This is a genomic window from Microbacterium sp. che218 (genome assembly GCF_040436305.1).
In the GTDB taxonomy this organism is placed as follows: Bacteria; Actinomycetota; Actinomycetes; order Actinomycetales; family Microbacteriaceae; genus Microbacterium; species Microbacterium algihabitans.
On sequence record NZ_AP031501.1, the window covers coordinates 79,696 to 105,451 of the forward strand.

Below are 25,756 nucleotides of genomic sequence, written 5' to 3' on the forward strand. Positions count from 1 at the left end.
CCGTCAGCGAACATGAGCACATGTTCTTGGGTGCCTTGCGTGATTCCGGTCGAGCCATCGCGTCTTCCTGGTGGCGGCTGCTTCTCGTCCAGGTGCTCGTGGCGTTCGCCGCCGGTACCGCCCTGCTCGCGCTGAGCGTGTCGGCGCGGGCCGGGGCGACCGGGGTATTCGCGTGGATCAGCGCGGATCCCGCAGCCAGCGACGACCGCGTCTCGGCCGCGGGGTTCGCCCTCGCTCTGCTGGTGGCGGCGATCGGGCTGCCGCTCTTCTCGGCGGGGACGGCCGCCCTCATCGTGCTGGTCGACGAGGGCGCGGCATCCGGGGACCCCCGCCTCGCGAGCGCTCTCGCGCGGGGGATCCGCTCCGCGGTGCGCGCGGTCGCCGCCCTGGTGCCCGCCGTGGCGGCCGTGGTCGTCGCGTTCGTCCTGGCCCCCGTGATCAGCGCCGTCGGTCTCGTCGGACTCGTGGTCAGCGGCGCGGTCTTCGCCGTGCGTCGCCGCACCCGGCCGCAGGCGCGGTGGGCGTGGCGCGCGTGGACGATCATCGCGGTCCCGTTCGGCGTGCTGTGGTTCGTGCTGCCGCCGGCGATCCTCGCGGTGCCCGCGGCCGTCCTCGACCGCGCGTGGCCCCGCGTCGCCCTCACCCGTGCCGCGCAGGCCTCGCGCGCTCGCCGGGGCAGCGTCCTCGCCGTGTGGGTGCTGTCGGTCGCGCTCTTCGCCGGGGCGCTTCTGCTCATCGCGACCGCTGCCACGCCGGGAGGCTCGGCCCTGGTCTCGTACGCGACCGGCATCGCACAGCTGGTGCTCGCGCCGCTGCCCGTGATCGCGGCGACCGTGCTCTACCGGCGCGCGGGCGGGCCCCGGCCCGCTCCGGCGTCGGCGCTGTCGTCGTCGGCACCGTCTCTGCTCGCCGCGCCCTCCGGGGTTCTCGCGCGGGTGGCGACGGTCACGGTCGTCGCCCTGCTGCTGCCCCTCGGCGTGGTCGCGTCGGGGAGCGCGGCGTCGGCCGCCGGCACGACCGCGGCCCGCGAGGTGTTCGTCGTCACCTCGGATGAGGACACGACGGATGCCGCGGCCCTCGCCGTCCAGCAGGACGCGTGCACCACCGGCTCGGGCGCGTGCACCTTCCGCGCCGCGGTCGCCGTCGCCGAGTCGCTGGCGCGCGCGGGGGCTCCGCGGGCGACCGTGCGCTTCGACGGTCCGCGCACGGTCGTGCTCTCGGCCCCGGTGCGGTTCGAACCCGACACGGCGCCCTCGACCGGCGGCGGCGACAACCCGGGGGAGGAGACCCCGCCGAGCGAGACGCCTCCCACCGAACAGCCCCCGACCGAGCAGCCCCCGACCGAGCAGCCGCCCACCGAGCAGCCCCCGACCGAGCAGCCTCCGTCGGACACCCCGCCGTCGGACACCCCGCCGACCGAGCAGCCGCCGACCGAGACCCCGGCGCCCGAGCAGTCCCCGTCCGACACGACCCCGACCGAGACCCCCGCTCCGCTCGACGAGCAGCCGCAGAGCGACGAGCAGCCGCAGAGCGACGAGCAGCCGCAGGCCGACGAACGCCCGCAGGGCCGTGCCGTCGACGCGGTCGTGGGGGCACCGGCATCCGTCTCCTCCGCTCCCCTCGCCGCGGTGACCGACGTGTTCGGCCTGCTCACGATCGAAGGCGCCGGATCGATCCTCGACGGGCAGAACCGGACGCAGATCCTCCGGGTCGCCAGCGAGAAGTGGGACCTGAGCGTCTCCGACCTGACGTTCCGCGACGGCACATCCGCCGATTTCGCGGGCGGTCTGCTCGCCGGGGTGTCGCAGACGACCCTCGTGCGCACGGTGTTCCGTGGCAACTCCGCCCCCTACGGCGCGGGCGCCCTGTTCACGCAGCGCCTCACGGTCGATGCGAGCGCCTTCTTCGGCAACTCAGCGACCGGGTGGAGCGAGACGACGTGGGGCGGAGCGATCCGCGCCGCGGGCGACACCCGCATCACCAACTCCACGTTCTCGGCCAACCGCATCGGCGACAGCGTCGGCGCCTCGCGCAACCAGGGCACCGACGTGTACGCCGAGACGGCCATGACCGTGGTCAACTCGACCTTCGTCGACTCCGTCGGCGGATCGTTGACGAGCCCGAACGGCACCTCGACCGTGCGCAACTCGGTCTTCTCGGTCACCGACGGCATCACCCCGGGGCTCGCGTGCTCGGGGAGCCCGTTCGTGCTATCGGACAACCTGCACCAGCAGGGCGACGGCAGCTGCGTGACCGGCGACACGCACACGCGCCTGCCCTACACGATGCTCGGCCAACTCGATGAGACCGGGCCCGTGCCGTTCTACCCCCTGCGCTTGACTGCAGACAACGGAGCCCTCGGCGCGGGAGCGGACTGCCCCTCGAGCGATGCGCGCGGCAACGCCCGCCCGGCCCAGGGCTGCGACCTCGGCGCGGTGCAGGCCGATGGCGGCTCGAGCCTGCGGGTCACCGCGACCGCTGACGAGCAGGTCGGCGCCCGCGCGACCTTCCGCGCCACCGTCGCCGGTGTCTCCGGCGCCCAGCCGCGCGGCCGCATCACCTTCACCATCGGCGACCGCACCGTCGGCCCCGTCGAGCTCACCGAGAGCTCCGCCCCCGCGGAGCACGGAGTCGACACCGCCGTCGCCGTCGTGGACGACCTCCCCGTCGGCAGTGCCGTCACCTGGTCGGCCGCCTTCACGGGGGACGACGGGTTCCGCGACAGCGTCTCCACCGCGCAGAGCCTCACCCTGACCCCCGTCGGCACCTTCGTCACCCTCACGTGCGCCGCCGCGAACGGCGCGGGCGTGTGCGCGGGCTCGGACTGGCCGGTCGCGAGCGGCGCCACGCTTCAGCTCGAGGTCGCCGTGTCGGACACCCGTGCAGGCACCGTGGTCATCGCGAGCGACGCCGCGGGCACGACGACCCTCGGCGACCGGGTCGCGACGGTGGGCGGTCGGGCGAGCATCGGCATCCGCTCATCCGCTCTCCCCGACGGTCGCACTCCGCTCTTCGCCGTGTTCACCAGCGACGACGGCCGTGTGCAGGGGGCCTCGCTCGCCGGCCCCGCGGCGACGAAACGCGCCGCGGCCACCGTCGAGGTGAAGCTGAACGCCGCCCAGGCGACCTACGGCGACGCGAAGACCGCGCGCGCCACCGTGACGGTCACGGGAACGGGCGCGACGCCCACCGGAACCGTGTTCGTCACCGGCGCCGGCACGATCGCCCTCGATGCGACCGGTCGCGCCGACGTCGACCTCAGCCTCGCGCCCTTCGCCACGACCTCGTTCACGGCGCAGTACAGCGGCGACGCCGTCTACGCCCCGGTCACCTCCGCCGCGGCAGGGCCGTTCCGTTTCACCCCCGCCGATGTCAGCGTGCGCGTCACGGGCACCCAGCCCGCGTCCCCTGTCGTCGGCAGGCCTTTCGTGGTCCTGGTCGAAACCGAGTCAGTGGCCCCCAGCACGACGGTGCACCCCCTGGGCGACCTCACCCTGCTCGTCGACGGAGCGCCGGTCCCGGGCGCGACGGCCACCAGCGGCGGCGGCGGAACCGGCCCCCTGACCACCTGGACCGTGACCCTCCCCGCCGACGCCCTCGGCACGGGCGAGCACACTCTTCGCGCGGTGTTCCGCGGCGGAACGGGATTCACGGATGCCGAGAGCACCACGGTCTCGAGCAGCATCGGGCTCGCAGGCACCACCACGACCTTGGTCGCGACCCCCGATCACGTCGCGTTCGACGGCAGCATCACTCTCCGCGCGACGGTGACGGCCGCGGGCGATTCCCGCACCCCCGCCGGCGAGGTCGTCTTCTCGCGCGGCGACACCGTGCTCGGCACCGTGGCGCTCGCCGGGTGCGACGCGCCCGCGGGCTGTGCTCAGGCGTCGCTCGGGGTGGCCGCCTCGACGATCGACGTCGGTGATCGCACCGTCACGGCGCGCTACGTCGGCGGCGATCTCTTCGCCCCCTCGATCACGGCGCCCGTCGCGGTGACCGTGACGCCGGCCGCTGCCGTGGTGCAGCTCACCCTGCCGCGCGAGCTGGCCTTCGGCGTCGGGGGTGGTTTCACCGTCTCGGTGGCGGCCGGCGCGACGCGTCCCGCTGCCGGAGTGGTCGCGGTGACCGCGCTCGCGGGCGACGGCTCGCGCCTCGACCTGGGCACCGTCGCCCTGCGCGACGGTGCGGGAACCCTCACCCTCGCTCCCGGTGCCCTCCCCGTCGGCTCTTACACCGTGACCGCCGCGTTCGCGGGCGATGCACGTTTCGCGGCGGCGAGCGCTGACCGCCCGCTCGCCGTGAGCTCGGCGAAGACCGTGATCGGCCTCGACGCCTATGTCAACCGGACGCTCACCTGGGGCGGGACGCACGATGTCGGCGTCACCGTCTCGACGACCGGTCGGCTCGGACCCGAGGGCGAGGTCGTCCTGCGCTGGCGCGGGCACGAGGTCGGCAGCGCGACGCTCAGCTCCGCCGACGACGCGGGAGAGGGCCGCCGGCACGTCGTGGTCACCGCGCACTTCGATTTCGACCCCGACGCGATCGGCTCGGGCGCTCTGACCGCGGTGTTCCGCGGCGCCGACGGCTTCTCGGGGGCGTTCCCCGGTGAGGGCGGCAGCCCGGCCGACAGTCAGTCGATCTCGGTCGTCCCGATCGACGCGGTGACCGGCATCACCAGCAGCATCGCCTTCGGGCAGCGGGCGGATGCCACGGCCACCGTCACCGTGCCGGGCACCGCCCTCGTGGCGCGGGGCACCGTCACCTTCACCCTCTCCGCGCCCGGCGTCGGCGATCGTTCGGCCACGACGTCGCTCGCGGATGGTCGGGCCTCGCTGCACGACACCGAGCTCGGCGGCGTCGTCGTGGACCGCGCGGGCTTCTGGGTCGTGTCGGTGCGGTACAACGGCCCGATCGGCGACGCCCGCTACGTCGCCCGCGCTCCGGGAGACTTCGCCTTCGTCTCGGTCAACCTGCACTCGACCGCAGCCGTCGTCACGGCGACCCCGACCGCCTCGAGCGTCGAGGCGCGCGGTACCCTCACCGCCGACATCCGCGTGACGGCCCCCACCTCTCCCGGCGGCACGGTGCGACTGCGCAGCGAAGACAACCGCGTCGAGGGTCCGGCCGTCGCCGTGGTGAACGGCGTGGCACGGGCGACCTTCCCGATGCCGGCGGACTGGGCGAACAGCGACCGCGCCTTCGTGGCCGAGTACTCCGGTGACACGGCGCTGTCGTCGGCGACCTCGGCGGCGTTCACGGTGCGCGTGGTCCCCACGGCCACTCGCGTCGTGGTCGAGGCCACCGACCCGCTCGCGCCGGTCGTCCTCGTCGGCTCGACGACCTCGTTCACCATTCGCACCTCGGCCGGTTCGGCGCCGACCCCTGAGGGCTTCTTCACCCTCTCGCGCGACGGTCGGGAGTTCGCCCGGGCGCCGATCGGCGCCGACGGGGCCACGCGCGTGAGGACGACGGTGCGCGAGGCCGCCAGCGGTCCGATCACGGCGACCTTCACCCCGCTCGAGGCCGGGTACGCGCCGAGCACCGGCACGACCTCGCAGGACTGGGCCCTGGCCCCCGTCACGGTCACCGTCCGCAGCGACGGCGCCACCGTGGGGCGGTCGGCCTCGGTGTCGGCATCCGTCGCCTATGACGCCGCGCGCTACCCGACGCTCGGCCTCGAGGGCCTTCCCGCGTCGGCTCCGAGCGGGACCGTCCTGCTCGACGCCGGATCGGGCATCCGCTGCACGATGGATCTCACCCCGGATGCCACCCGCCCCCACGCCTCGACGGGCTCGTGCGACCTGCTGTTCCGCACGGCCTGGCACCACCCGATCACCGCGACGTACACGGCGTCGAACGCGTGGGAGTCCCGCAGCGTGCCCGCGATCGTGGTCGTCACGACCGGCCAGACGTCGGTGAGCCTGTCGGCTCCCACCGACGCGTGGGTCGGACTCTCGACGATCCCCGTGCGCTGGAGCGTCGCCGGACCCGCCGTGGGCACCGTTTCGGTGCTGCTCGCCGGCACCGAGGTCTGCACATCGGCGGCGATGAGCGGGTCGTGCTCGGTCGCGCTGCCGGCGTCCGCCGAGGCGGGCGCGGCCCTCACCCTGCGGTACCGCGGGGGAGGCCTCGACTGGTCGGATGCGGATGCCACCGTCCAGAACCAGATCATCGCGTGCGTCCCGACACCCGCCACCGACGTCTCTCCGTCGGGGACGGGGACGGTCACGCTGCTGACCGCGCCGACCTGCGGAGCCGGCACCGGCTACCGCGTCGACACCGACGTGCTGGTGCAGGCGACGACGCCCGACGACTCCGTCGTGACCGGTCTGACCCTCGACACCGTGCCGGTCGCCGACCTCACGACGGGGGCGACCATCGCCCTGACCACACTGCGTCTGCCGCTGCGCGTGATCGACGGCTCCACGCCCCTGCGCTCGCGTCTGCTGGCGACCACCGGGGCCCGATGCGTTCCCGTGAGCGTCGGCACCTCCGGACTCGACGATCGACTGCTCGCTGTCAACATCGTCGAATGGATGCCGCAGGCCGACTGCGGTCGCGAGACGCGCGTCGCCGACGATCGGCCGGTGGCGATGCTGCGGGTCGGCTCCGACTTCACGGTGTCGCTGCGCACCGACCGCATCCCGGCGCACACCAAGCTGCTCACCTGGGAGCAGACGGCGGGGACGCAGCGCAGCTTCCCCGAGGGCGACGCCGCGCGTGCGTCGACCTACAGCGTGCGCGTGGCCGCCGACACGAAGGACGTCCGCGCCCTGTTCGGGCCCGTCTGCTATGGCCTGCCGACGGTGGTCCAGCCGACGAACGGACGGATCACCCTCACCCCGCCGGCGCAGAACTGCGGCGATCCGTACACCGGGCTGAGCGGATGGCTCCGCGGGACGACGGTCTCGGGAGAGCTGCAGGATGCCACCGCGGGCACCCGCAACTACTTCGACGGGTGGGCGGGTGACACCTCGCGATTCGCCGATGTGAGCTCCTCGTCGCGCACGACCACCCACGCGCTGCGGTTCACCGTCTCGGAGCGGCCCTTCACGATCGCGGCGACCTACGCGGCCTGCGTGGCGCTGAAGACCGACGTGATCGGCAAGCGGCTGCTGAACGGTCGCCCGCCGGGGATCGTCTCGGTCGACACCGAGTCGAACTGTCCCGCGGGGTCGGGCACGGGGCAGAACTGGTGGTTCCGCGACAGCGCCGGCGGCGGAGAACGCTGGTTCCGCAGCGGCACGAGCGTCACGCTCACCTCGACCCTCGTGGCGAACTCCCCGAAGACGACCTCGTTCCTCGGCTGGACGGGGATCACGGGCGGCGACGCCGCCCAGGCGACCACGACCACGACCCTCACCTCCGACGCGAAGGCGGTCGCCGCCTTCGGCGACCTGCAGAAGTGCATGCCGGTGCGCATCCAGACAGCTCCGGCGGGGGCGCTGAACGTCGCGGTGGACTGGGGATCCGACGGCAACGTCTGCGATCCCACGGGATCACGCCCGCTCTCCGACGGACGCTACGACCAGGGCACCGGCGGTGCTCTGCTGAACGCGGTGACCTCGCCCGCGAGTCCCCTGGCCGTCGGCGCCGACATCGTCTGGGCCTGGTCGGCCCAGCAGCCACCCGAGCCCGGAGAGGCGCCCGCCGCCCTCTCGAACGTGTGGGAGGAGACCCCCGCGCTGCAGCAGGGTGTCTACGGCAAGGTGAACGCGGTCGCCTACGCCTGCAACCGCGTCCTGGTGGACGCGTCGGTGCGCGCCCCCGACGGCACCGTCGTCCGCGACGCCGGGGCGAGCAACATCGCCCCCGCCGGAGACACGAAGCTCAGCGGCTTCGTCGGACTCCCCGCCGCCGACTGCTCCGTCGGCGCGAACCCGCGATCGGGGCGGTCGGGGTATTCCTGGCAGGTGGGCACTCCGCTTTTGCCCGTCGTGCTGGCCGACTCGGGGGCCTACCGCTTCACCGGATGGAGCGGAGACGTCACCGGAACGGGAGAGACCCCCGATCAGCCCCTCGTGCTGGGCGGCGTCCCGCAGCCGGCGAGCGGACTGGGGTTCCACCACCGCATCACGGCGAACTTCACCGCGATCTGCCACCGATTGACGATCGGGTCGGATGCCGCGCAGATGAAGGTGCACACCGCGCCCAACTGTCCGGGTGTCGACGCCTCGCAGAACATGTATCTCGGCAACACCTCCGTGGTGGTGCAGGCGATCGACGGCAATGCGCTGTTCCGCCATTGGGTCAGCGGATACGACGCGATCTCGACGTCCGACGGGCACTGGGCGACGGTGAAGATGACCGACGACCGCACGGTCATGCCGTACTTCTCGTCGAAGTCGGCGGGGGAAGCGATCAGCTCGGTCGCGACCGCGGTGGGCGACTACGCCGCGGTGTCGTCGAAGAAGTTGATCGGCTTCGTCAGCGCCGGGGCGCTCGCGTTCGTCAAGACGCTCACCGCCCCGATCGCGGCCGTCGGAACGGCGATGAGCGGGCTCGCCGACATGCTGGAGTACTTCGAAGTGCGCGGCGCGTTCGTGGACGGGCTGCACGAGGCGGCGGCGGTCGTCGAGTCAGTGCTCGCGATGGTCTACTCGCCGATGGAGTGCATGACCCAGTGGTCGTCGGGCGGAACGAAGAGCATGTTCTACGGCATCCAAAACGTCGTGGGCGGAATGGCGGTGGGTGTCCTGACCGCCGATGCGGCGGGTGCGGCGAAGACCGTCACGACAGCCCAGAGCAAGTTCGCCGCCGCCGTGGATCAGGCGAAGAAGATGAAGGCGGCCGTGGTCGCCGCGAAGGAACGTGTCGACCAGGCGCAAGAGGTCATCGACGCCGCCCGTGCGGCTTCCGCGTCGGTCGACGACGACACGGCCGGGCTGGAGAGCACCGCCTACGAGGCGTGGGGGACGCAGAAGGGGGCATCGGTGTTCTCGTCGTGCATGTCGTCGACGATGGGCGCCGGGCTCGACCGCCTGTCGGGGCGATAGCGCAGCCTTCGCAGACCTGGTCGCCGTCCTCGCCCTCGCGGGTGGGGGCGGCGGCCCCCGACCAGGGCAACCTCTGTGCGTCTCCCGCGGTGCGCCGGTGCTCCGCTAGGCTGACCCCACAAGTCCACACCGGCCCCATGATCGATGCGGGAGAGCTCCGGCGAACGCAGCCGGGCACCGAAGGAGCAAGCCTCCCCGCCAATCTCTCAGGTACGCGTACCGCGTCGATCGGGCCACTCTGGAAAGAGGTTCGGGATGCCACGTCCCCGAGCCCGCCGACGGTGAAAGCTGCGCGAGTCGCGCGGTGAAACTCTCAGGCCCATGACAGAGGGGGAGTTCTTCAGGCGCCGCCCGGCGTCTGTCCGTCATCGCGAACGGCAGAACTCATGACCGAAACCCCCGCTCCACCGCGCACGTCCCCGCTGAACGATCGGCACGAGGCCCTCGGCGCCTCGTTCACCGACTTCGGCGGCTGGAACATGCCCGTGCGCTACACCTCCGACCTCGCCGAGCACCGCGCCGTGCGCGAAGCCGCGGGCCTGTTCGACATCTCGCACATGGCCGAGTTCCGCGTCGAGGGCGAAGCGGCGGCCGCGTTCCTCGATTACGTGCTCGCCGGGCGCCTGTCGACCATGAAGATCGGCAAGGCGAAGTACTCCCTCGTGCTCGCCGAGAGCGGCGGCATCGTCGACGACGTCATCGTCTACCGCACGGGGGAGCAGAGCTTCCTCGTCATCTCCAACGCCGGAAATCGGGATGCCGTGGCCGCGGCGTTCGACCTGGCGCAGCGCACGTGGGTGCCCGCAACCGAGGTCCCTGAGCCCGCAACCGAGGTCCCTGAGCCCGCAACCGAGGTCCCTGAGCCCGCAACCGAGGTCCCTGAGCCCGCAACCGAGGTCCCTGAGCCTGTCGAAGGGACCGGAACCCTCGCAACAGCCGCCCCCGCGTCGGACGCTTCGACAGGCTCAGCGACCGGCGCTCGCGGAACCCCCACGGTCGCTGCCCCCGCGTCGGACGCTTCGACAGGCTCAGCGACCGGCGCTGGCGGAAGCCTCGCGGTCGCCGACGTCACCGACGACTACGCCCTCATCGCCCTGCAGGGGCCGGAGGCCCGCGGCATCCTGAGCTCCACCCCGGGTGTCGAGATCACCGGCACCGCCCTCGACGAGCTCGGCTACTACGCCTGGACCGAGGGCACCTTCCAGGGTGCACCCCTCTTCGTCGCCCGCACCGGGTACACCGGCGAGGACGGCTACGAGCTCATGATCCCCACCGCGCAGGTCGCCCCCCTGTGGGATGCCGCGCTCGCCGCCGGCGCCGACCGGGGCCTCGTGCCGTGCGGTCTCGCCGCGCGCGACACCCTGCGCCTCGAGGCCGGCATGCCGCTGTACGGCCACGAGCTCTCGCGCGACATCGTCCCCGCGCAGGCGGGTCTCGGCCGCGTCGTCGCCGTCGACAAAGAGGCCTTCATCGGCAAGGACGGCCTGTCGTCCGGTCCCGCCGACGCCCCCGTGCTCGTCGGTCTCGTCTCGGAGGGCCGCCGCGCGGGCCGCGCCGGCTACGCCGTGCTGCACGGCGACGACACCGTCGGCGAGATCACCAGCGGCGCCCTCAGCCCCACCCTCGGCCACCCCGTGGCCATGGCGTTCGTCGCACCCGCGGCATCCGCCATCGGAACCGAACTGTCCATCGACGTGCGCGGAACCCGCATCCCCGCGACCGTCACCGCCCTTCCCTTCTATCGGAGAAACGCATGACCGACCTCACCGCCCTCAGCTACACCTCCGAGCACGAGTGGATCGCCCTCGAGGGTGACATCGCCACCGTCGGCATCACCGACTTCGCCGCCGACAAGCTCGGTGACGTCGTCTTCGTCGAGCTGCCCGGCGCCGACTCGGCCGTCTCGGCCGGCGACGTCTGCGGCGAGATCGAGTCGACCAAGTCGGTCGGCGAGCTCTACGCGCCGCTGAACGGCACGGTCGTCGAGGTCAACGACGCCGTGGTCGACGACCCCTCGCTGGTCAACGCCGAGCCGTTCGCCGGCGGCTGGCTCATCAAGATCCGCGTCGAGGGCGACCTCCCCTCCGACCTGCTCGACCGCGCCGCCTACGAGGACCTCACCGCATGAGCACTCTTCTTCCTCCCCGCACGGACGCGGGCACCCCGGCCGCCTTCACCGACCGCCACATCGGCATCGGCCCCGACGCCCAGGCGCACATGCTCGAGGTCATCGGCTACGACAGCGTCGAGGCACTCGTCGAGACGGCCGTCCCGGCTTCCATCCACGTGCAGGCCCGCGCCACCAGCGCGATCCCGACCGCGGCCACCGAGGCCGAGGCCCTGGCGGAACTGCGGGATCTGGCATCCGCCAACCGCTCCGCCCGCCCGATGATCGGTCTCGGCTACTACGACACCTTCACGCCGTCGGTGATCGCGCGCAACGTCCTCGAGAACCCGTCGTGGTACACGGCGTACACGCCGTACCAGCCCGAGATCTCGCAGGGCCGGCTCGAGGCGCTCATCAACTTTCAGACGATGGTGACCGACCTGACCGGTCTCGCCACGGCGAACGCGTCGATGCTCGATGAGTCGACCGCCGTCGTCGAGGGCATGCTCGTCGCCCGCCGCGCGTCGAAGGCCAAGACCGACCTCTTCCTGGTCGACGTCGACGCCCTGCCGCAGACCAAGGCGCTCCTGCACCACCGCGCCGCGGCCGTCGGCATCCGCATTCTCGAGACCTCGTTCGAGGGCGATCTGCCCGAGGCATTCGGCGCGTTCGTGCAGTACCCCGGCGCGACCGGTCGCATCTGGGACTTCTCGGCCGTCGCCGAAACGGTGCACGCCGCGGGCGGTCTCGTGGTGGCCGCCGCCGACCTGCTCGCGTTGACCCTGCTGCGCTCGCCCGGCTCGCTCGGCGCCGATGTCGCGGTGGGCACGACCCAGCGCTTCGGCGTGCCGCTCGGCTTCGGCGGACCCCACGCCGGCTACATGGCCGTGCGTGCGGGCCTCGAGCGTCAGCTGCCCGGCCGCCTGGTGGGCGTGTCGCAGGATGCCGTCGGCGCCCCCGCCTACCGCCTGTCGCTGCAGACGCGCGAGCAGCACATCCGCCGCGAGAAGGCGACCTCGAACATCTGCACCGCCCAGGTGCTGCTGGCCGTGATGGCGGCGATGTACGCGGTGTACCACGGGCCCGACGGGCTCCGCGCGATCGCGACGCAGGTCGCGCGCAAGGCCGACTCCCTGGCATCCGCTCTGCGCTCCTACGATCTGACCCTCGCGAGCGACGCCTTCTTCGACACCGTGCGCGTGCACGTGCCGGGGCGCGCGCAAGACGTGGTCGACCGCGCCCGCGAGCGCGGCTACCAGTTGCTCTGGGTCGACGACGCGACGGTGGGCGTCTCGGTCGATGAGACGACGACGGATGCCGACGTCTCGGCCATCCTCGACGCCTTCGGTCTCGCCGCGGAAACGCTGCCCGAGGGCGGGGCGCTGCGCGGAATCGATGCGGCCCTGCACCGCGACGACGAGTTCCTCACGCACCCCGTCTTCCACGCGCACCGCAGCGAGACGGCGATGATGCGCTACCTCAAGACCCTCGCCGACCGCGACTACGCGCTCGATCGCGGCATGATCCCGCTGGGCTCCTGCACGATGAAGCTCAACGCGGCCACCGAGATGGCGGCGGTGTCGTGGCCGGAGTTCTCGCGCGTGCACCCCTTCGCCCCCGAGGCCGACGTGCACGGCTACCTCGAGATGATCGAGCAGCTCGAGCGCTGGCTGGCCGAGGTGACCGGCTACGACGCGGTCTCGCTGCAGCCGAACGCCGGGTCGCAGGGCGAGCTCGCGGGGCTCCTCGCGATCCGCGGGTACCACCTCGCAGGCGGCGACACCGAGCGCACCGTGTGCCTCATTCCGTCGTCGGCGCACGGCACGAACGCCGCCTCGGCGATCCTCGCGGGCATGAAGGTCGTCGTCGTCGCGTGCGACGAGGCCGGCAACGTCGACCTCGGCGACCTGCGCGCGAAGATCGCGCAGCACGCGGCCGAGCTGTCGGCCCTGATGATCACGTACCCCTCGACCCACGGGGTGTACGAGCACGACGTGCTCGAGATCACGCAGGCCGTGCACGACGCGGGCGGACAGGTGTACGTCGACGGCGCCAACCTCAACGCGCTGCTCGGCTTCGCCCGCTTCGGCGACCTGGGCGGCGACGTCTCGCACCTCAACCTGCACAAGACGTTCGCGATCCCGCACGGCGGTGGCGGACCCGGTGTCGGTCCGGTCGCGGCGAAGGCGCACCTCGCGCCGTACCTGCCCTCGCACCCGTTCTCGCAGCGCGCGGATCACGCCGGCGGCGTGTTCGACGGGGGACCGGTCTCGGCCGCCCCGCACGGCTCGGCCGGCATCCTGCCGATCTCGTGGGCGTACGTGCGCATGATGGGCGCCGAGGGCCTGCGCCAGGCCACGGCCGCGGCGGTGCTCTCGGCCAACTACATCGCCACGCGCCTGCGCGAGCACTACCCGGTGCTCTACGCCGGTGAGGGCGGACTCGTCGCGCACGAGTGCATCCTCGACCTGCGTCCGCTCAAGGAGCAGACCGGCGTCACCGTCGACGATGTCGCCAAGCGCCTCATCGACTACGGCTTCCACGCCCCGACGATGTCGTTCCCGGTCGCCGGCACCCTGATGGTGGAGCCGACCGAGAGCGAAGACCTCGCCGAGCTCGACCGCTTCGTGGATGCCATGATCGCGATCAAGCACGAGGCCCTCGCGGTCGCGGCGGGGGAGTGGCCCGCCGACGACAACCCGCTGGTCAACGCCCCGCACACCGCAGAGACGGTCGTGGTGGGCGAGTGGGTGCACCCGTACTCGCGCGAGACCGCGGTGTACCCCGTGCGCTCGCTGATCCGCGGCAAGTACTGGCCCCCGGTGCGCCGCATCGACCAGGCCTACGGCGACCGCAACCTGGTCTGCTCGTGCCCGCCGCCGGAGGCGTTCGCCTGACCCGCGCGCGGCGTCGGCTCCCCGCATCCGGGGTCGACGCCGCGCGGGGTCGGCGGGGCCCCGGCGGGCCCGTTCATTTCGCGAGACTGCATCTCGCTGACAACTCCGTTGCAGCTTGACGCGGGTTTGTCAGCGACTTGCAGTTTCGCGCGTGCTGGCGGCTAGGGTGCCGGCCGCGAGGTACAGCGCCGCCCCGCGCCGCGCTGCCCGCCAAGCTTGCGCCCCACCGGACGACGAGACTGCATGTCGCTGACAGTTCCGTTGCAGCCTGACGCGGGTTTGTCAGCGAGATGCAGTCTCGCGCGTCGATGACCCCCGAAGGACACCCCGAAGCGAGGCCAAACGGCCCGGATCGGGGGTGTGGACGATCGGCATCCCGACGCCCCGCAGCATCGCCCGCAGGGAAGTGGCCTCGGCGACGTCGTCCCATGCCCAGTGCACCACGGTGCGGACCCCCGCGGCCAGAAGTCGCCGATCGCGTTTCTCCCGCGCGCGAAGCGCCTCGAGGGGATCGCCGAAGCGGCCGTCGTACTTGTGGTGACCGTCGGCTTCTCCGGCGATCCTCTGAGCGGGCCACCAGAGATCCACACGGTCCTCCCGCTCGTCCGTTCCCGGAAAGCGCTCCTGAAGCTCGGGAGCCGGGAACCCCAGCCACTCGATCGAGGCCCTGCTGATCGATTCGAGAGGGGACTCGGCGGCCCGATCGGCGCGATGCAGCGCCCACCTCGCCTGTCTCCTTCCGCGGGCGGATGAACGCTCCTCGTTCAGCACCACGAGCGCGAGGTCGCCCAGGGAGGGGTCGCGACGAACCGTGGCGTCGGCGACGGCAAGCGCCAGGGCGGGGTGCCGAGACCGGGCGATGTCGATGCAGGTGTCGGCGAGCGATGTCACCCGGATACCGTCGACCTCCGCGAACGTACGATCTGAGGCTGCCATCGTGTGCACACGCACTCCGCCCGAGCGCCGAGAGGTGGCGCCGTGCTCGGAGAGGACGTGGATGTCATGATCGCCACCCACCAGCGGAAGCCCCAGAAGGACGGCGGCCGACTCGAGACACAAGACATCATCCGGATGCCACATCGCGTGCGCTTGCACTCGGAGCCCGTACCGCTGCCACGGCGCGAGGGCGTTCCATTCATCGCGGAGGGCGTAAACGCCCCGATTGAGACGGAGCACCTCGCCCCTTCGTCGGCTCCGCGTCGAGTGTACGAGAGTGCCGGCGGGGAGCAGCGTCGCGGGAAGCTCGAGAGAAGACATGCGCTTCACCGTGCTCGCGCGACGCCGTCCCCGGGGCGCGCGACGAGCAATCCGTGGAGAACGCCGCGCACCGGCATCCGGTGCAGAAGGCGCAAACGATCGACTTCCTGGCTGCACGCCTGAGACGCCCGCTGCCGGTCGTCGCCTCGCGCGCCGAGGGCGTGTGGCCCGCGCGCCCTCGCCCCACACCCGCCGAGACTGCATCTCGCTGACAACTCCTGTTGCAGTGTGACGCGGGTTTGTCAGCGAGTTGCAGTCTCGCGAGGAAATCGGCCACCCTGTCGCGCTCACGCCCGGCGGCCGCGACAGAGGCATGCGCGCGCGAAGACCTGCCGAGACTGCATCTCGCTGACAACTCCGTTGCAGTGTGACGCGGGTTCGTCAGCGAGTTGCAGTCTCGCGGCAAACGAGACCCGGACGCGCCCCGCGAACAGGTCCGAACCCCACCCGGCGGGCCCCGGCGGGCCCAGGCGGGCCTTGGCGGGGGCCCGGCGGGCCCGAGGAGATCCCCAGGAGGCCTTTAGTAAAGTGCCCCTGTGCACCACGGGCTGAACGACGTTCCTCGACCGAATCGACGACGCCGCGGAGTCGGCGGCCTGCTCGCGATCGCCGCAGCCGCCGCCGTCGTGCTCGCCGGGTGCTCCGCGCCCGAGACGAGCCCCGCGCCGCGCGAAGAAGAACCCACCACCCTGACCCTCGGTGTGGTCGGCTCGCTCACGAGCTTCAACGCCGCCAGCGCCACCGGCGACACCGACGCGAACCGGGCCGTCGCGGCCCTCCTCGACGAGAAGCTGGGCTCTCTCGACGGCAACCTGCAGGTCGTTCCGAACGACGGCCTCGGCCGCATCACCCGCGTGCAGGGCGATCCGCTGAAGGTCAGCTACGAGCTCTTCAGCGACCGCGTCTGGTCGGACGGCACGGAGGTCAGTCTCGACGACCTGCTGTTCGGATGGGCCGTGTCGTCGCACTACTTCGACGACGCCACCTACGACGCCTCGGGCCAGCTAGTGTCGGGCACGCGCTACTTCGACACCGCGGCACCGGCCGATCCCAACGCCGCGACCACGCGGCCGAGCCTCGACCGCGCGAACGACACCCTGACCCTCACCTACGCCCAGCCGTTCGCCGACTGGAACCGGCAGTGGCTGCTCGACCGGCCGATCCACGTGGTCGCGCAGCGCGCGGGCGTGAGCGTGAAAGACCTCGTGACCGCGATCATGACGACCCCCGCGGGCGACCCGGCGGCGCCGCGCGAGCCGAACGCGGTGCTCGCGGCGGCCGCGAAGGTCTGGAACACCGGCTTCGACGTGGCGCCCGGCACGACGCCCGATCCCGCCGGCGTCGTCTCGTCGGGACCGTGGAAGGTCAGCGCCATCACCGACGACACCCTCGAACTCGCGCGACGCGACAGCTACCAGGGCGGTCACTTCCCGGGGCTCGAGAGCCTGAAGGTCCGCTTCTTCGCCGATCGGTCCGCGCAGCTCTCCGCCGTCGAGGCGGGGGTCGTCGACGTCGCGAACGTCGGCGACATCGACGCCACCGAGCTCAAGACGCTCACCGATGCCGGGCTGCAGGTCAGCACCGGACCGACCACGCAGACCCTGCAACTGCGATTCGCTGACGGCACGGCATCCGCCCTCCGTCGGGCCACCACCCTCTCGCTCGATCGCTCCGCGATGGTCAAGGACGTGCTGGGCGACGTGCGCCCCGACGCGCAGCCGCTGCAGTCGTTCCTCTCGTCGCCGGCGACCGGTCAGCTCTACAACGACCTCGTGTCGGGCAACGGCGCCCCCGGAACCGGGAGCGACGTCGATGGAGCCCGCTCGGCGCTCGACGAGCGCGCGGCCGTGCTGCGCGTCGCGTACGACAGCACCGACGAGGTGGCGTCGAAGGTGTTCGCGCGTCTGGTGACGATGGCGGCCAAGGCGGGAATCGCGGTGCGCGCGGCGGCGGCCGACGACGTTCCGGATGCCACCCTGGCCTGGGTGGGCGAAGACGAGAGCCTCTACCGCTCGGCGCGCGACCGCATCGCGGAGGGGGTCGACGGCGAGAACACCGACCAGCTCTTCGACGAGCTGACCGTGCACACCGACCCGGTCGACGTGCTGTCGGAGGCCAAGGAGATCGACCGGTCGCTCTTCACCGCCTACGCGGGCGTGCCCCTGCTCGAGCGCACGGGCGCGGTGGTCGCCGCGGCCGGCGTCGGGGGAGTGACCTACACGTCCGAGCCCGACGGCGTACCGCCGGCGTTCTGGACCTGGTCGCCGCCGCAGAGCTGAGCGACGTTCCGGATGCCGTGAGCTCGGCCGCCTCGCTGCGGCTGTGCTCCGGATGCCGCGCCCCCGGCGTCCGCGTCTCGCGCAGCGGCTCAGCTCGTCGGTGTCGGCGTCGACGCCGGCGCGGGCGGCGCGAAGATGGCGGGCCACCAGGCCGCGGCGAGCGGGTACCCCACGAAGGCGACGATGTCGATGATCGTGTGCGCGATCACGAGGGGCATCACTCGGCCCCAGCGCTTGTAGCACCAGCCGAACACGAGCCCCATCACGACGTTGCCGAGCGCCGACGGCCACCCCTGGTAGAGGTGGTAGCTGCCGCGCAGCAGGGCCGTCGAGACGATGATCCCGGTCCACGACCAGCCGAGGCGGCGCAGGCGATCGAAGAGGAAGCCGAGGAAGATGACCTCCTCCGTGAGGCCGGCGCGCAGCGCCGCCAGCACCAGCAGACCGATGACCCACCACGAGGAGTCGAGCGGGGCGGGGACCACCGTGATGCTCTGCCCGATGGAGCGGCCGATCGCGTAGACGCCGATGCCCGGCGCTCCGATGAGCACGACGAGCAGGATGCCTCGGAGGAGGTCGCCGCCGAAGCGGCGGAAGTCGAGCCCGATCCGGCGCAGCGCGTTGTTCGCCGGCTCCCACAGCAGGTAGACCGCGAGGGCGACCAGGGCGAGCGAGAAGAAGATATCGAGGAACTGGTAGATCGCGTCCCACAGCGGCTCGGCGCTGCGCGAGGGGTTCAGCTGCGTCTGCTGCTGCGAGATCGGGGCGCGGGTGGCTGCGCGCACGAACGACACGACCGAGTAGATGGCCGATTGACCGACGCTGACGAGCAGCACGATTGCGATCTCCCAGCCCAGACGCCGACGGTCGTACCGGTCGGCGGGGGAGAGGGTCGGAGGATAGGTCCAGTCGGCTGGACCCCGAAAGGCGCCCGACTTGTCAGATTGCCACATCTGAACCCTTCTGAGTAAATCCTCTGTAACGTTTTTCAGAGGAGTTTGGGGCACCTGGGTAAACGTGCCTAGTGTGTTCTCATCCTGCCCGACGGATCTTCCATGCATCTTGTGCTGCGTGAAAACCTACCCGGGCGACGATCATCCCTTCCCTGGAGGAACTGTGAAGCGCAACAAGATTGCCCTTTCCGGTCTCGCCCTGCTGGGAGCCGTCGGGCTTATGCTCGCCGGCTGCGCAGGCGGAGACACGGACAGCGGCTCTGCATCCGGCAGCGGCGACGCGTCGGCGATCATCCGGACCAACGGCTCCGAGCCGCAGAACCCGCTGATCCCCACCAACACCAACGAGGTCGGTGGCGGAAAGATCCTCGACTCGATCTTCGCGGGCCTGGTCTACTACGACGCAGACGGCGCCCCGGTGAACGACATGGCCGAGTCCATCGTCACCAACGACCCCCAGAACCTCACGGTCACCCTGAAGAAGGGCCAGAAGTTCACGGACGGCACCGAGGTCAAGGCCGACAACTTCATCAAGGCCTGGAACTACGGCGCTCAGCTGTCGAACAACCAGCTCAACAGCTACTTCTTCGAGGACATCGTCGGCTTCAGCTACGACGCTGACTCCGAGCTCACGGGTCTGAAGAAGGTCGACGACTACACCTTCACGATCGAGCTGTCCAAGCCCGCCGCCGACTTCGCGCTGCGCCTCGGCTACTCGGCGTTCTTCCCGCTGCCCGACTCGGCCTTCGCCGACATGGCCGCGTTCGGTGAGAACCCGATCGGCAACGGCCCGTACAAGCTCGCCAGCGACAGCGCGTGGCAGCACAACGTGCAGATCGACCTCGTCAAGAACGACGACTACCAGGGTGGCCGTACCGTCGCCAACGGTGGTCTGACCGTCGTGTTCTACGCCTCGCAGGACGCGGCCTACGCCGACCTCCTCGGTGGCAACGTCGACGTGATCGACGCGATCCCGCCGGCATCGCAGGCGACCTTCACCTCCGACCTGGGCGACCGCGCGGTCAACCAGCCGGCGGCCGTGTTCCAGTCGTTCACGATCCCCGAGCGCCTCGCGCACTTCAGCGGTGAAGAGGGCAAGCTGCGTCGTCAGGCGCTGTCGATGGCCATCAACCGCGACGAGATCACCAAGACGATCTTCCAGGGCACCCGTACCCCCGCCAGCGACTTCACCTCGCCGGTCATCAACGGCTGGTCCGACTCGCTCGAAGGCTCCGACGTGCTCAAGTACGACGAGGCCAAGGCGAAGGACCTGTGGGCCCAGGCCGACGCCATCTCGCCGTGGACCGGCACCTTCCAGATCGCGTACAACGCCGACGGTGGACACCAGACCTGGGTCGACGCGGTGACCAACTCGATCAAGAACACCCTCGGCATCGATGCATCCGGCGCGCCGTACCCGACGTTCAAGGAAGCCCGCTCGGCCATCACCGACCGCAGCATCCAGACTGCGTTCCGCACCGGTTGGCAGGCCGACTACCCCGGTCTGTACAACTTCCTCGGACCGCTGTACGCGACCGACGCCTCGTCCAACGACGGTGACTACTCGAACCCCCAGTTCGACCAGCTCCTGAGCGACGGCATCGCCGAGACCGACGTCGACACCCAGAACCAGGACTTCCAGAAGGCCCAGGAGATCCTCCTGCAGGACCTCCCGGCCATCCCGCTCTGGTACTCCAACGTGACCGGTGGCTTCGCCGAGGGCGTGAACAACGTCAAGTTCGGCTGGAACTCGGTTCCGCTGTACTACGAGATCACGAAGTAACCCTTCCGATCTCTGGCCGCGAGGCGGTGACGGATTCGTCACCGCCTCGCGGTCTGCCAGCCAGGCCTCATCACGACGTGTGATAAAACGGCACGGGCCCTTTCGGGGCCGTCCCCCCACGAAACGTCGGATGAGGCGTTTCCCACGTTCGAAAAGAGAGCGGATGCTCGGCTACATCCTCAGACGTCTGCTGCAGGTGCTCCCCGTGTTCTTCGGGGCCACCCTGCTGATCTACTTCATGGTCTTCGCCATGCCGGGAGACCCGATCCTCGGGCTCTTCGGCGACAAGACCCCCGCCCCGCAGGTCGTCGAAGCCTTGCGGGCCCAGTACCACCTGGACCAGCCCTTCATCGTCCAGTACTTCCTCTACATCGGCGGCATCTTCCAGGGTGATCTCGGAACCACGTTCTCGGGTCAGTCCGTCAACGAGGTCCTCGCGCGCACGCTCCCCGTGACGGCGCGTCTGGCGATCATGGCCCTGGCGATCGAGTTCGTGCTCGCCGTCGTGATCGGCACGATCTCGGCCATCCGCAAGGGCAAGCTGTTCGACAACGCCGCGCTGATCGTCGCATTGCTGTTCGTCGCGCTGCCGATCTTCGTGGCCTGCTTCCTCGCGCAGTACTTCCTCGCGATCCAACTCGGCTGGTTCCGCCCGACGGTCGGTGCGCAGAACAACTGGGGCGATCTGATCCTGCCGGCCATCGTGCTGGGCTTCAGCCTTTTCGCCACGAGCATGCGCTTGATGCGCGGGTCGGTCATCGACACGCTCAACCAGGACTGGGTGCGCACCGCCTACAGCAAGGGCCTCTCGCGTCGCCGCGTGATCCCCGTGCACGTGCTGCGCAACTCGCTCATCCCGGTCATCACGAACTCCGCGACCAACTTCGGCGTGCTGCTGGTCGGCGCGACCGTCACCGAGGGCATCTTCAACATCCCCGGTGTCGGTAACACGCTGTACCAGGCGACCATCCGCGGAGAGGGCCCCACGGTCGTGTCGTTCGTGACCGTCTTCGTCATCATCTACGTGCTGGTCAACCTGGTCGTCGACCTCCTGTACGGCCTTCTCGACCCGAGGATCCGCTATGTCAAGTAGTCAGTTCCCGGCGCCGCACTACGTCGCGCCGATCAAGACCGAAACGATCTCCGTCGACGCCGTCCGCGTGGCGGCGCGCAAGAGCAACCTGTGGCTCGACGCGTGGCGCGACCTCCGTCGTCGTCCCACCTTCTGGATCGCCCTGGCCGTCATGTTCGTGGTGATCCTCATGGCGATCGCTCCGACGCTGTTCACGCAGGTCCCCCCGAACAACGACTGCCAGCTGTCCAACAGCAACGGCGGACCGCAGGCGGGCCACATCCTGGGCTTCACGTTCCAGGGCTGCGACACGTTCTCGCGCATCGTCTGGGGTGCCCGCACCTCGCTGTCGGTAGGTCTGCTGGCCACCGCGATCGGCACGATCATCGGCCTCATCATGGGCGCGCTGTCGGGCTTCTACGGCGGATGGCTCGACGCGGTGATCTCGCGCGTCGGCGACATCTTCTTCTCGATCCCCTACATCCTCGCGGCCATCGTCGTGATGAGCGTGTTCTCGCAGTACCGCAACGTGCTGACCCTCGCCTTCGCCATCGGCGGGTTCGCGTGGGCCTCCACGGCTCGCGTGGTGCGCGCCGAGGTGCTGCGCGTGCGCCAGGCCGACTTCGTCGCGGCCTCGCAGGCGCTGGGGCAGTCGAAGTTCAAGACGCTGCTCACCCACGTCATCCCGAACGCCATCGCGCCGCTGCTCGTGGTCACCACGATCAGCCTCGCCGCGGCGATCGTCGCCGAGGCGACCCTGTCGTTCCTCGGTGTCGGCCTCGGCGGCAGCACCATGTCGTGGGGCAACGACATCAGCCAGGCGCAGCAGTCGCTGCGCATCGCGCCCGCAGCGCTCATCTGGCCCTCGGTCGCCCTGACGGTCACGGTGCTGGCGTTCATCCTGCTGGGCGAGCTCATCCGAGACGCCATCGACCCGAGAGCGAGGGCCCGCCGATGAGCGACGCCACCATGACGCCTCTGCTGTCCGTTCGCGACCTCAAGGTCGCCTTCGAGGGCGAGGGCGGATCCCGCCAGGTGCTCCACGGCGTGAGCCTCGACGTCTACCCCGGCCAGACCGTCGCCATCGTCGGCGAGTCGGGCTCGGGCAAGTCGACCACCGCCTCCGCGGTGATCGGCCTGCTCCCCGGCACCGGTCACGTCACCGGCGGCAGCATCACGCTCGATGGGCGGGAGCTGACCGACCTGAGCGCGACGCAGTTCGAGTCGGTGCGCGGCAAGGACATCGGCTACGTCCCTCAGGACCCGATGTCGAACCTCAACCCGGTGTGGAGCATCGGCTTCCAGGTGAAGGAGGCGATCCGTGCGAACGGCATCGCCACCGGTCGCAAGGAGGTCGAGAAGCGCGCGATCGAGGTGCTGAAGCAGGCCGGCCTCGCCGACGCGGAGCGTCGCCTGCACCAGTACCCGCACCAGTTCTCGGGCGGTATGCGCCAGCGTGCGCTCATCGGCATCGGCCTCGCGGCCGACCCGAAGCTGCTGATCGCCGACGAGCCGACCTCGGCCCTCGACGTGACCGTGCAGCGCGTGATCCTCGATCACATGGCCTCGCTGACGCGTGAGCGCGGCACCTCGGTGCTGCTCATCACGCACGACCTGGGACTCGCCGCCGAGCGCGCCGACACCATCGTCGTGATGAACCAGGGCGAGATCGTCGAGTCGGGTCCCAGCCGCGAGATCCTCGAGAACCCGCAGCACCCGTACACGCAGCGCCTCGTCGCCGCCGCGCCCAGCATCGCCTCGCAGCGCATCCAGGCGAAGGTCGAAGACCGCGGCATCCTGCGCGAATCCGACATCGACGCCCCGGCGACCGTCAAGGTCACCGACCTGGTCAAGGAGTACAAGATCCGCCAGGGCGGGTTCCGCAGCGAGCAGTTCCGCGCCGTCGACGGGGTCTCGTTCGAGATCCCGCGCGGCAAGACGCTGGCGCTGGTGGGGGAGTCGGGCTCGGGCAAGTCGACGATCGCCAAGATGGTGCTCAAGCTCGAGGAGCCCACGTCGGGCTCGATCGAGGTCGACGGGGTCAACACCGGCAAGCTGAACGCGAAGGACACCTTCAACCTCCGCCGCCGCATGCAGCCGGTGTTCCAGGACCCGTACGGCTCGCTCGACCCGCTGCGCAGCATCGGCAACCTGATCGCCGAGCCGCTCAACATCCACAAGGTGGGCGACAACGCCTCGCGTCGCGCCCGCGTGGAGGAGCTGCTCGAGCAGGTCGCCCTGCCGCAGGAGCTCGCCTCGCGGTACCCCAACGAGCTGTCCGGCGGACAGCGTCAGCGTGTCGCCATCGCGCGCGCCCTGGCGCTCAAGCCCGACATCCTCGTGCTCGACGAGGCCGTCTCGGCCCTCGACGTGCTGGTGCAGGCGCAGGTCCTCCAGCTGCTCGCGGAGCTGCAGTCCGAGCTCGGTCTGACCTACCTGTTCATCACGCACGACCTCGCCGTCGTCCGCGTCGCGGCCGACCTGGTGTGCGTGATGGAGCGCGGCAAGCTCGTGGAGCAGGGCACGGTCGACGAGATCTTCGCGCAGCCCTCGCAGGAGTACACGCAGCGTCTGCTGGACGCGATCCCCGGCGCCTCGCTGTCGCTGGGTGGCGCGTGACGCGCGACGAGCGATTCCGGGGCACGGAACACCCGCGGGTGTTCCGTGCCCCGTCCGCGGTCGTCGGGCTCGTGCTCGGGGCCGCGCTGGCGGTCGTCCTCCTCGGCGACGCCGCGATCCGGGCGGGCATCGGCGAGATGCTGCTCATCGCCCCGTGGGTGCTGTTGGCGCTCTGGGGCGTGTACGCCCTGCTGTTCGCCCCGCACGTGCGGATCGATCCGAACGGCATCCGGATCCACAACCCGCTGCGCGTCAGCGACATCGCCTGGGCGCGCGTCAGCGACATCGACATGCGCTGGCAGCTCGAGGTGAAGACCGACGAGCCGCGGGTCTACAAGGCCTTCGGCGGCCCTGTCGCGGGCCGCCCCGGTCGACCGCCCCTGCGCCGCGACGACGACGACCGTGCGCGGCGCGAGCCGCCCGCCATCCGCGACCTCCAGGTCATCCAGGACGCGTGGGAGTCGGCCCGTCCGACGGCCCCGAAGGACGGCGTCGTCCGTCGTTTTTGGGACATTCCCTCGGCGATTTCTCTCCTGGTACTGATCGTCTGGGTTATCATCGCTTTGTTCATCTCCGGCGGTCTTCGCTGAGCGCAGTGCTGCGCTCGAGCCAGCCGCTCGTGACAAACCGCCATGTAAGGGGTTTGTTACGTTCGTGAAAAGTGTGTTCCCCCGGCACGCCTTCTGCGAAAAGCCGACGTAGGGTCTCTGAAGATCCTTAGCCAGGCGAAAGAATCGGCGGGGGATCTCGAAGGCGAGAGGACCACCATGATGCACACCACCGATCTGTTCCGGACGGGCCTCCCCGCGTCATGACGTTCTACGTTCTGCGCCGGTTCCTGAACTACGCCGTTCTCAGCCTGCTCGCCACGTGCCTCGCGTACGTGCTGGGAAGCGCGCTGCTGCGGCCCCAGGACCGCTTCTACGGCATGAACCCGCGGCCGCCCCAGGAGTCGATCATCGCGAGCCTCGACGCTCTCGGTGCCAACCCCGACGTGCCGATCATCGTGCGCCTGTGGAACTGGTTGGTGAACCTGTTCACCAACTTCTCCCTCGGCACCACGATCGGCGGCCAGGACGTCATGACCGAGATCGCCACGCGCGCCGGCACGAGCCTGCGCCTGCTGCTCATCGGCTCGATCCTCGGCGCCATCGTCGGCGTGCTCATCGGCGTGTGGGGCGCGGTGCGCCAGTACCGCGCGAGCGACCAGGTCACGACCTACGCGTCGTACCTGGTGTTCGCGACCCCGACGTTCGTGATCGGCGTGCTGCTGATGATCGCGGCCACCGCCTTCAACAACGCCCTGGGCAACCAGGTGATCCGCTTCACGGGCGAGTACACCGCGGGGGTCGAGGGCTTCGGACCGATGCTGGCCGACCGCGCCGTGCACCTGTTGCTGCCGACGATCGCGCTCGTGCTCATCAGCGCCGCGTCGTTCTCGCGCTACCAGCGCAGCATGATGCTCGACGTGCTGGGGGCCGACTACATCCGCACCGCCCGCGCAAAGGGCCTGCCGCGCACGCAGGCGTTGTTCCGCCACGGCGTGCGCATCGCCCTCATTCCGATGTCGACGTTCTTCGCCTACAGCTTCGGCGCCTTGATCGCCGGTTCGGCGATGCTCGAGATCGTCTTCTCGTGGCGCGGGATGGGGCAATTCCAGCTCAACGCCGTGACGCAGCAGGACATCAATGCGGTGGCGGGCTCGACGCTTTTCGTCGCCGTTCTCGTCCTGCTGTCTTCGACCCTGTCCGAAGTGCTCTACGCAGCCCTCGACCCGAGAGTGAGGAGCTGAC

The 25,756-nt window shown here is 70.6% G+C and carries 13 protein-coding genes and 1 riboswitch; of the genes, 11 read left to right on the plus strand and 2 right to left on the minus strand.

Translation table 11 applies throughout. The features are described from left to right. The first annotated feature begins 20 nt into the window (after nt 1–20). From ABXS86_RS00390 to gcvP, 4 genes are all read left to right on the plus strand, one after another. Entirely contained in the window at nt 21–8,996 is an 8,976-nt protein-coding gene (locus tag ABXS86_RS00390; protein WP_353665264.1) for an Ig-like domain repeat protein, read from the plus strand. Between the two features lie 137 nt (nt 8,997–9,133). Next, nucleotides 9,134–9,228: riboswitch (glycine riboswitch) on the plus strand. A gap of 154 nt (nt 9,229–9,382) precedes the next feature. Further along, nucleotides 9,383–10,753 carry an aminomethyltransferase family protein gene (locus ABXS86_RS00395; RefSeq protein ID WP_353665265.1) on the plus strand — a complete coding sequence of 457 codons (1,371 nt, stop codon included), beginning with the start codon at nt 9,383–9,385 and terminating at the stop codon, nt 10,751–10,753. Next, a complete protein-coding gene (gene gcvH, locus ABXS86_RS00400; protein WP_056230424.1) occupies nt 10,750–11,124 on the plus strand; it encodes a glycine cleavage system protein GcvH in 375 nt (124 codons plus the stop codon). The genes ABXS86_RS00395 and gcvH overlap by 4 nt, the downstream gene beginning before the upstream one ends. Continuing rightward, a complete protein-coding gene (gene gcvP, locus ABXS86_RS00405) occupies nt 11,121–14,000 on the plus strand; it encodes an aminomethyl-transferring glycine dehydrogenase (protein ID WP_353665266.1) in 2,880 nt (959 codons plus the stop codon). The genes gcvH and gcvP overlap by 4 nt, the downstream gene beginning before the upstream one ends. Nucleotides 14,001–14,282: 282 nt before the next feature. Here gcvP and ABXS86_RS00410 read toward each other — a convergent pair whose 3' ends face one another. Beyond that, nucleotides 14,283–15,095: a hypothetical protein gene (locus ABXS86_RS00410; RefSeq protein WP_353665267.1), complete on the minus strand. Its 813-nt coding sequence runs from the start codon at nt 15,093–15,095 to the stop codon at nt 14,283–14,285. 698 nt (nt 15,096–15,793) lie between these two features. On the opposite strand from ABXS86_RS00410, the gene ABXS86_RS00415 reads away from it, so the two are divergent. Then, nucleotides 15,794–17,536: an ABC transporter substrate-binding protein gene (locus ABXS86_RS00415; protein WP_353665268.1), complete on the plus strand. Its 1,743-nt coding sequence runs from the start codon at nt 15,794–15,796 to the stop codon at nt 17,534–17,536. A gap of 89 nt (nt 17,537–17,625) precedes the next feature. On the opposite strand, the gene ABXS86_RS00420 is transcribed toward ABXS86_RS00415, so the two are convergent. Beyond that, on the minus strand, nt 17,626–18,489 hold the full coding sequence (locus ABXS86_RS00420) for a CPBP family intramembrane glutamic endopeptidase (RefSeq protein ID WP_353665269.1): 864 nt from the start codon (nt 18,487–18,489) through the stop codon (nt 17,626–17,628). Nucleotides 18,490–18,652: 163 nt separating this feature from the next. Here ABXS86_RS00420 and ABXS86_RS00425 point away from each other — a divergent pair, with 163 nt between their 5' ends. The 6 genes from ABXS86_RS00425 to ABXS86_RS00450 all read left to right on the plus strand — a co-directional run bounded on the left by ABXS86_RS00425 (nt 18,653) and on the right by ABXS86_RS00450 (nt 25,755). Further along, nucleotides 18,653–20,272, plus strand: a complete 1,620-nt coding sequence (locus tag ABXS86_RS00425; RefSeq protein ID WP_353665270.1) for an ABC transporter substrate-binding protein — start codon at nt 18,653–18,655, stop codon at nt 20,270–20,272. Nucleotides 20,273–20,435: 163 nt separating this feature from the next. Further along, nucleotides 20,436–21,365, plus strand: a complete 930-nt coding sequence (locus ABXS86_RS00430) for an ABC transporter permease (RefSeq protein WP_307212178.1) — start codon at nt 20,436–20,438, stop codon at nt 21,363–21,365. Continuing rightward, the gene (locus tag ABXS86_RS00435; protein WP_307212174.1) at nt 21,355–22,302 is read left to right on the plus strand and encodes an ABC transporter permease; all 948 of its coding nucleotides are present in this window, start codon (nt 21,355–21,357) and stop codon (nt 22,300–22,302) included. The genes ABXS86_RS00430 and ABXS86_RS00435 overlap by 11 nt, the downstream gene beginning before the upstream one ends. Then, entirely contained in the window at nt 22,299–23,963 is a 1,665-nt protein-coding gene (locus ABXS86_RS00440) for an ABC transporter ATP-binding protein (RefSeq protein ID WP_307212172.1), read from the plus strand. The genes ABXS86_RS00435 and ABXS86_RS00440 overlap by 4 nt, the downstream gene beginning before the upstream one ends. 38 nt (nt 23,964–24,001) lie before the next feature. Beyond that, the gene (locus ABXS86_RS00445) at nt 24,002–24,553 is read left to right on the plus strand and encodes a hypothetical protein (protein WP_353665271.1); all 552 of its coding nucleotides are present in this window, start codon (nt 24,002–24,004) and stop codon (nt 24,551–24,553) included. A 221-nt stretch (nt 24,554–24,774) separates the two neighbouring features. Continuing rightward, complete coding sequence (locus tag ABXS86_RS00450; protein WP_353665272.1) at nt 24,775–25,755, plus strand: ABC transporter permease; 981 nt, start codon at nt 24,775–24,777, stop codon at nt 25,753–25,755. The last annotated feature ends 1 nt before the right edge of the window (nt 25,756 follow it).

What these genes read in the sequence shown, in the direction of transcription:
- ABXS86_RS00390 (WP_353665264.1), top strand. Translation starts at nt 21, where the DNA reads ATGTTCTTGGGTGCCTTGCGTGATTCCGGTCGAGCCATCGCGTCTTCC.
- ABXS86_RS00395 (WP_353665265.1), top strand. Translation starts at nt 9,383, where the DNA reads ATGACCGAAACCCCCGCTCCACCGCGCACGTCCCCGCTGAACGATCGG.
- gcvH (WP_056230424.1), top strand. Translation starts at nt 10,750, where the DNA reads ATGACCGACCTCACCGCCCTCAGCTACACCTCCGAGCACGAGTGGATC.
- gcvP (WP_353665266.1), top strand. Translation starts at nt 11,121, where the DNA reads ATGAGCACTCTTCTTCCTCCCCGCACGGACGCGGGCACCCCGGCCGCC.
- ABXS86_RS00420 (WP_353665269.1), bottom strand. Translation starts at nt 18,489, where the DNA reads ATGTGGCAATCTGACAAGTCGGGCGCCTTTCGGGGTCCAGCCGACTGG.
- ABXS86_RS00430 (WP_307212178.1), top strand. Translation starts at nt 20,436, where the DNA reads ATGCTCGGCTACATCCTCAGACGTCTGCTGCAGGTGCTCCCCGTGTTC.
- ABXS86_RS00435 (WP_307212174.1), top strand. Translation starts at nt 21,355, where the DNA reads ATGTCAAGTAGTCAGTTCCCGGCGCCGCACTACGTCGCGCCGATCAAG.
- ABXS86_RS00440 (WP_307212172.1), top strand. Translation starts at nt 22,299, where the DNA reads ATGAGCGACGCCACCATGACGCCTCTGCTGTCCGTTCGCGACCTCAAG.
- ABXS86_RS00450 (WP_353665272.1), top strand. Translation starts at nt 24,775, where the DNA reads ATGACGTTCTACGTTCTGCGCCGGTTCCTGAACTACGCCGTTCTCAGC.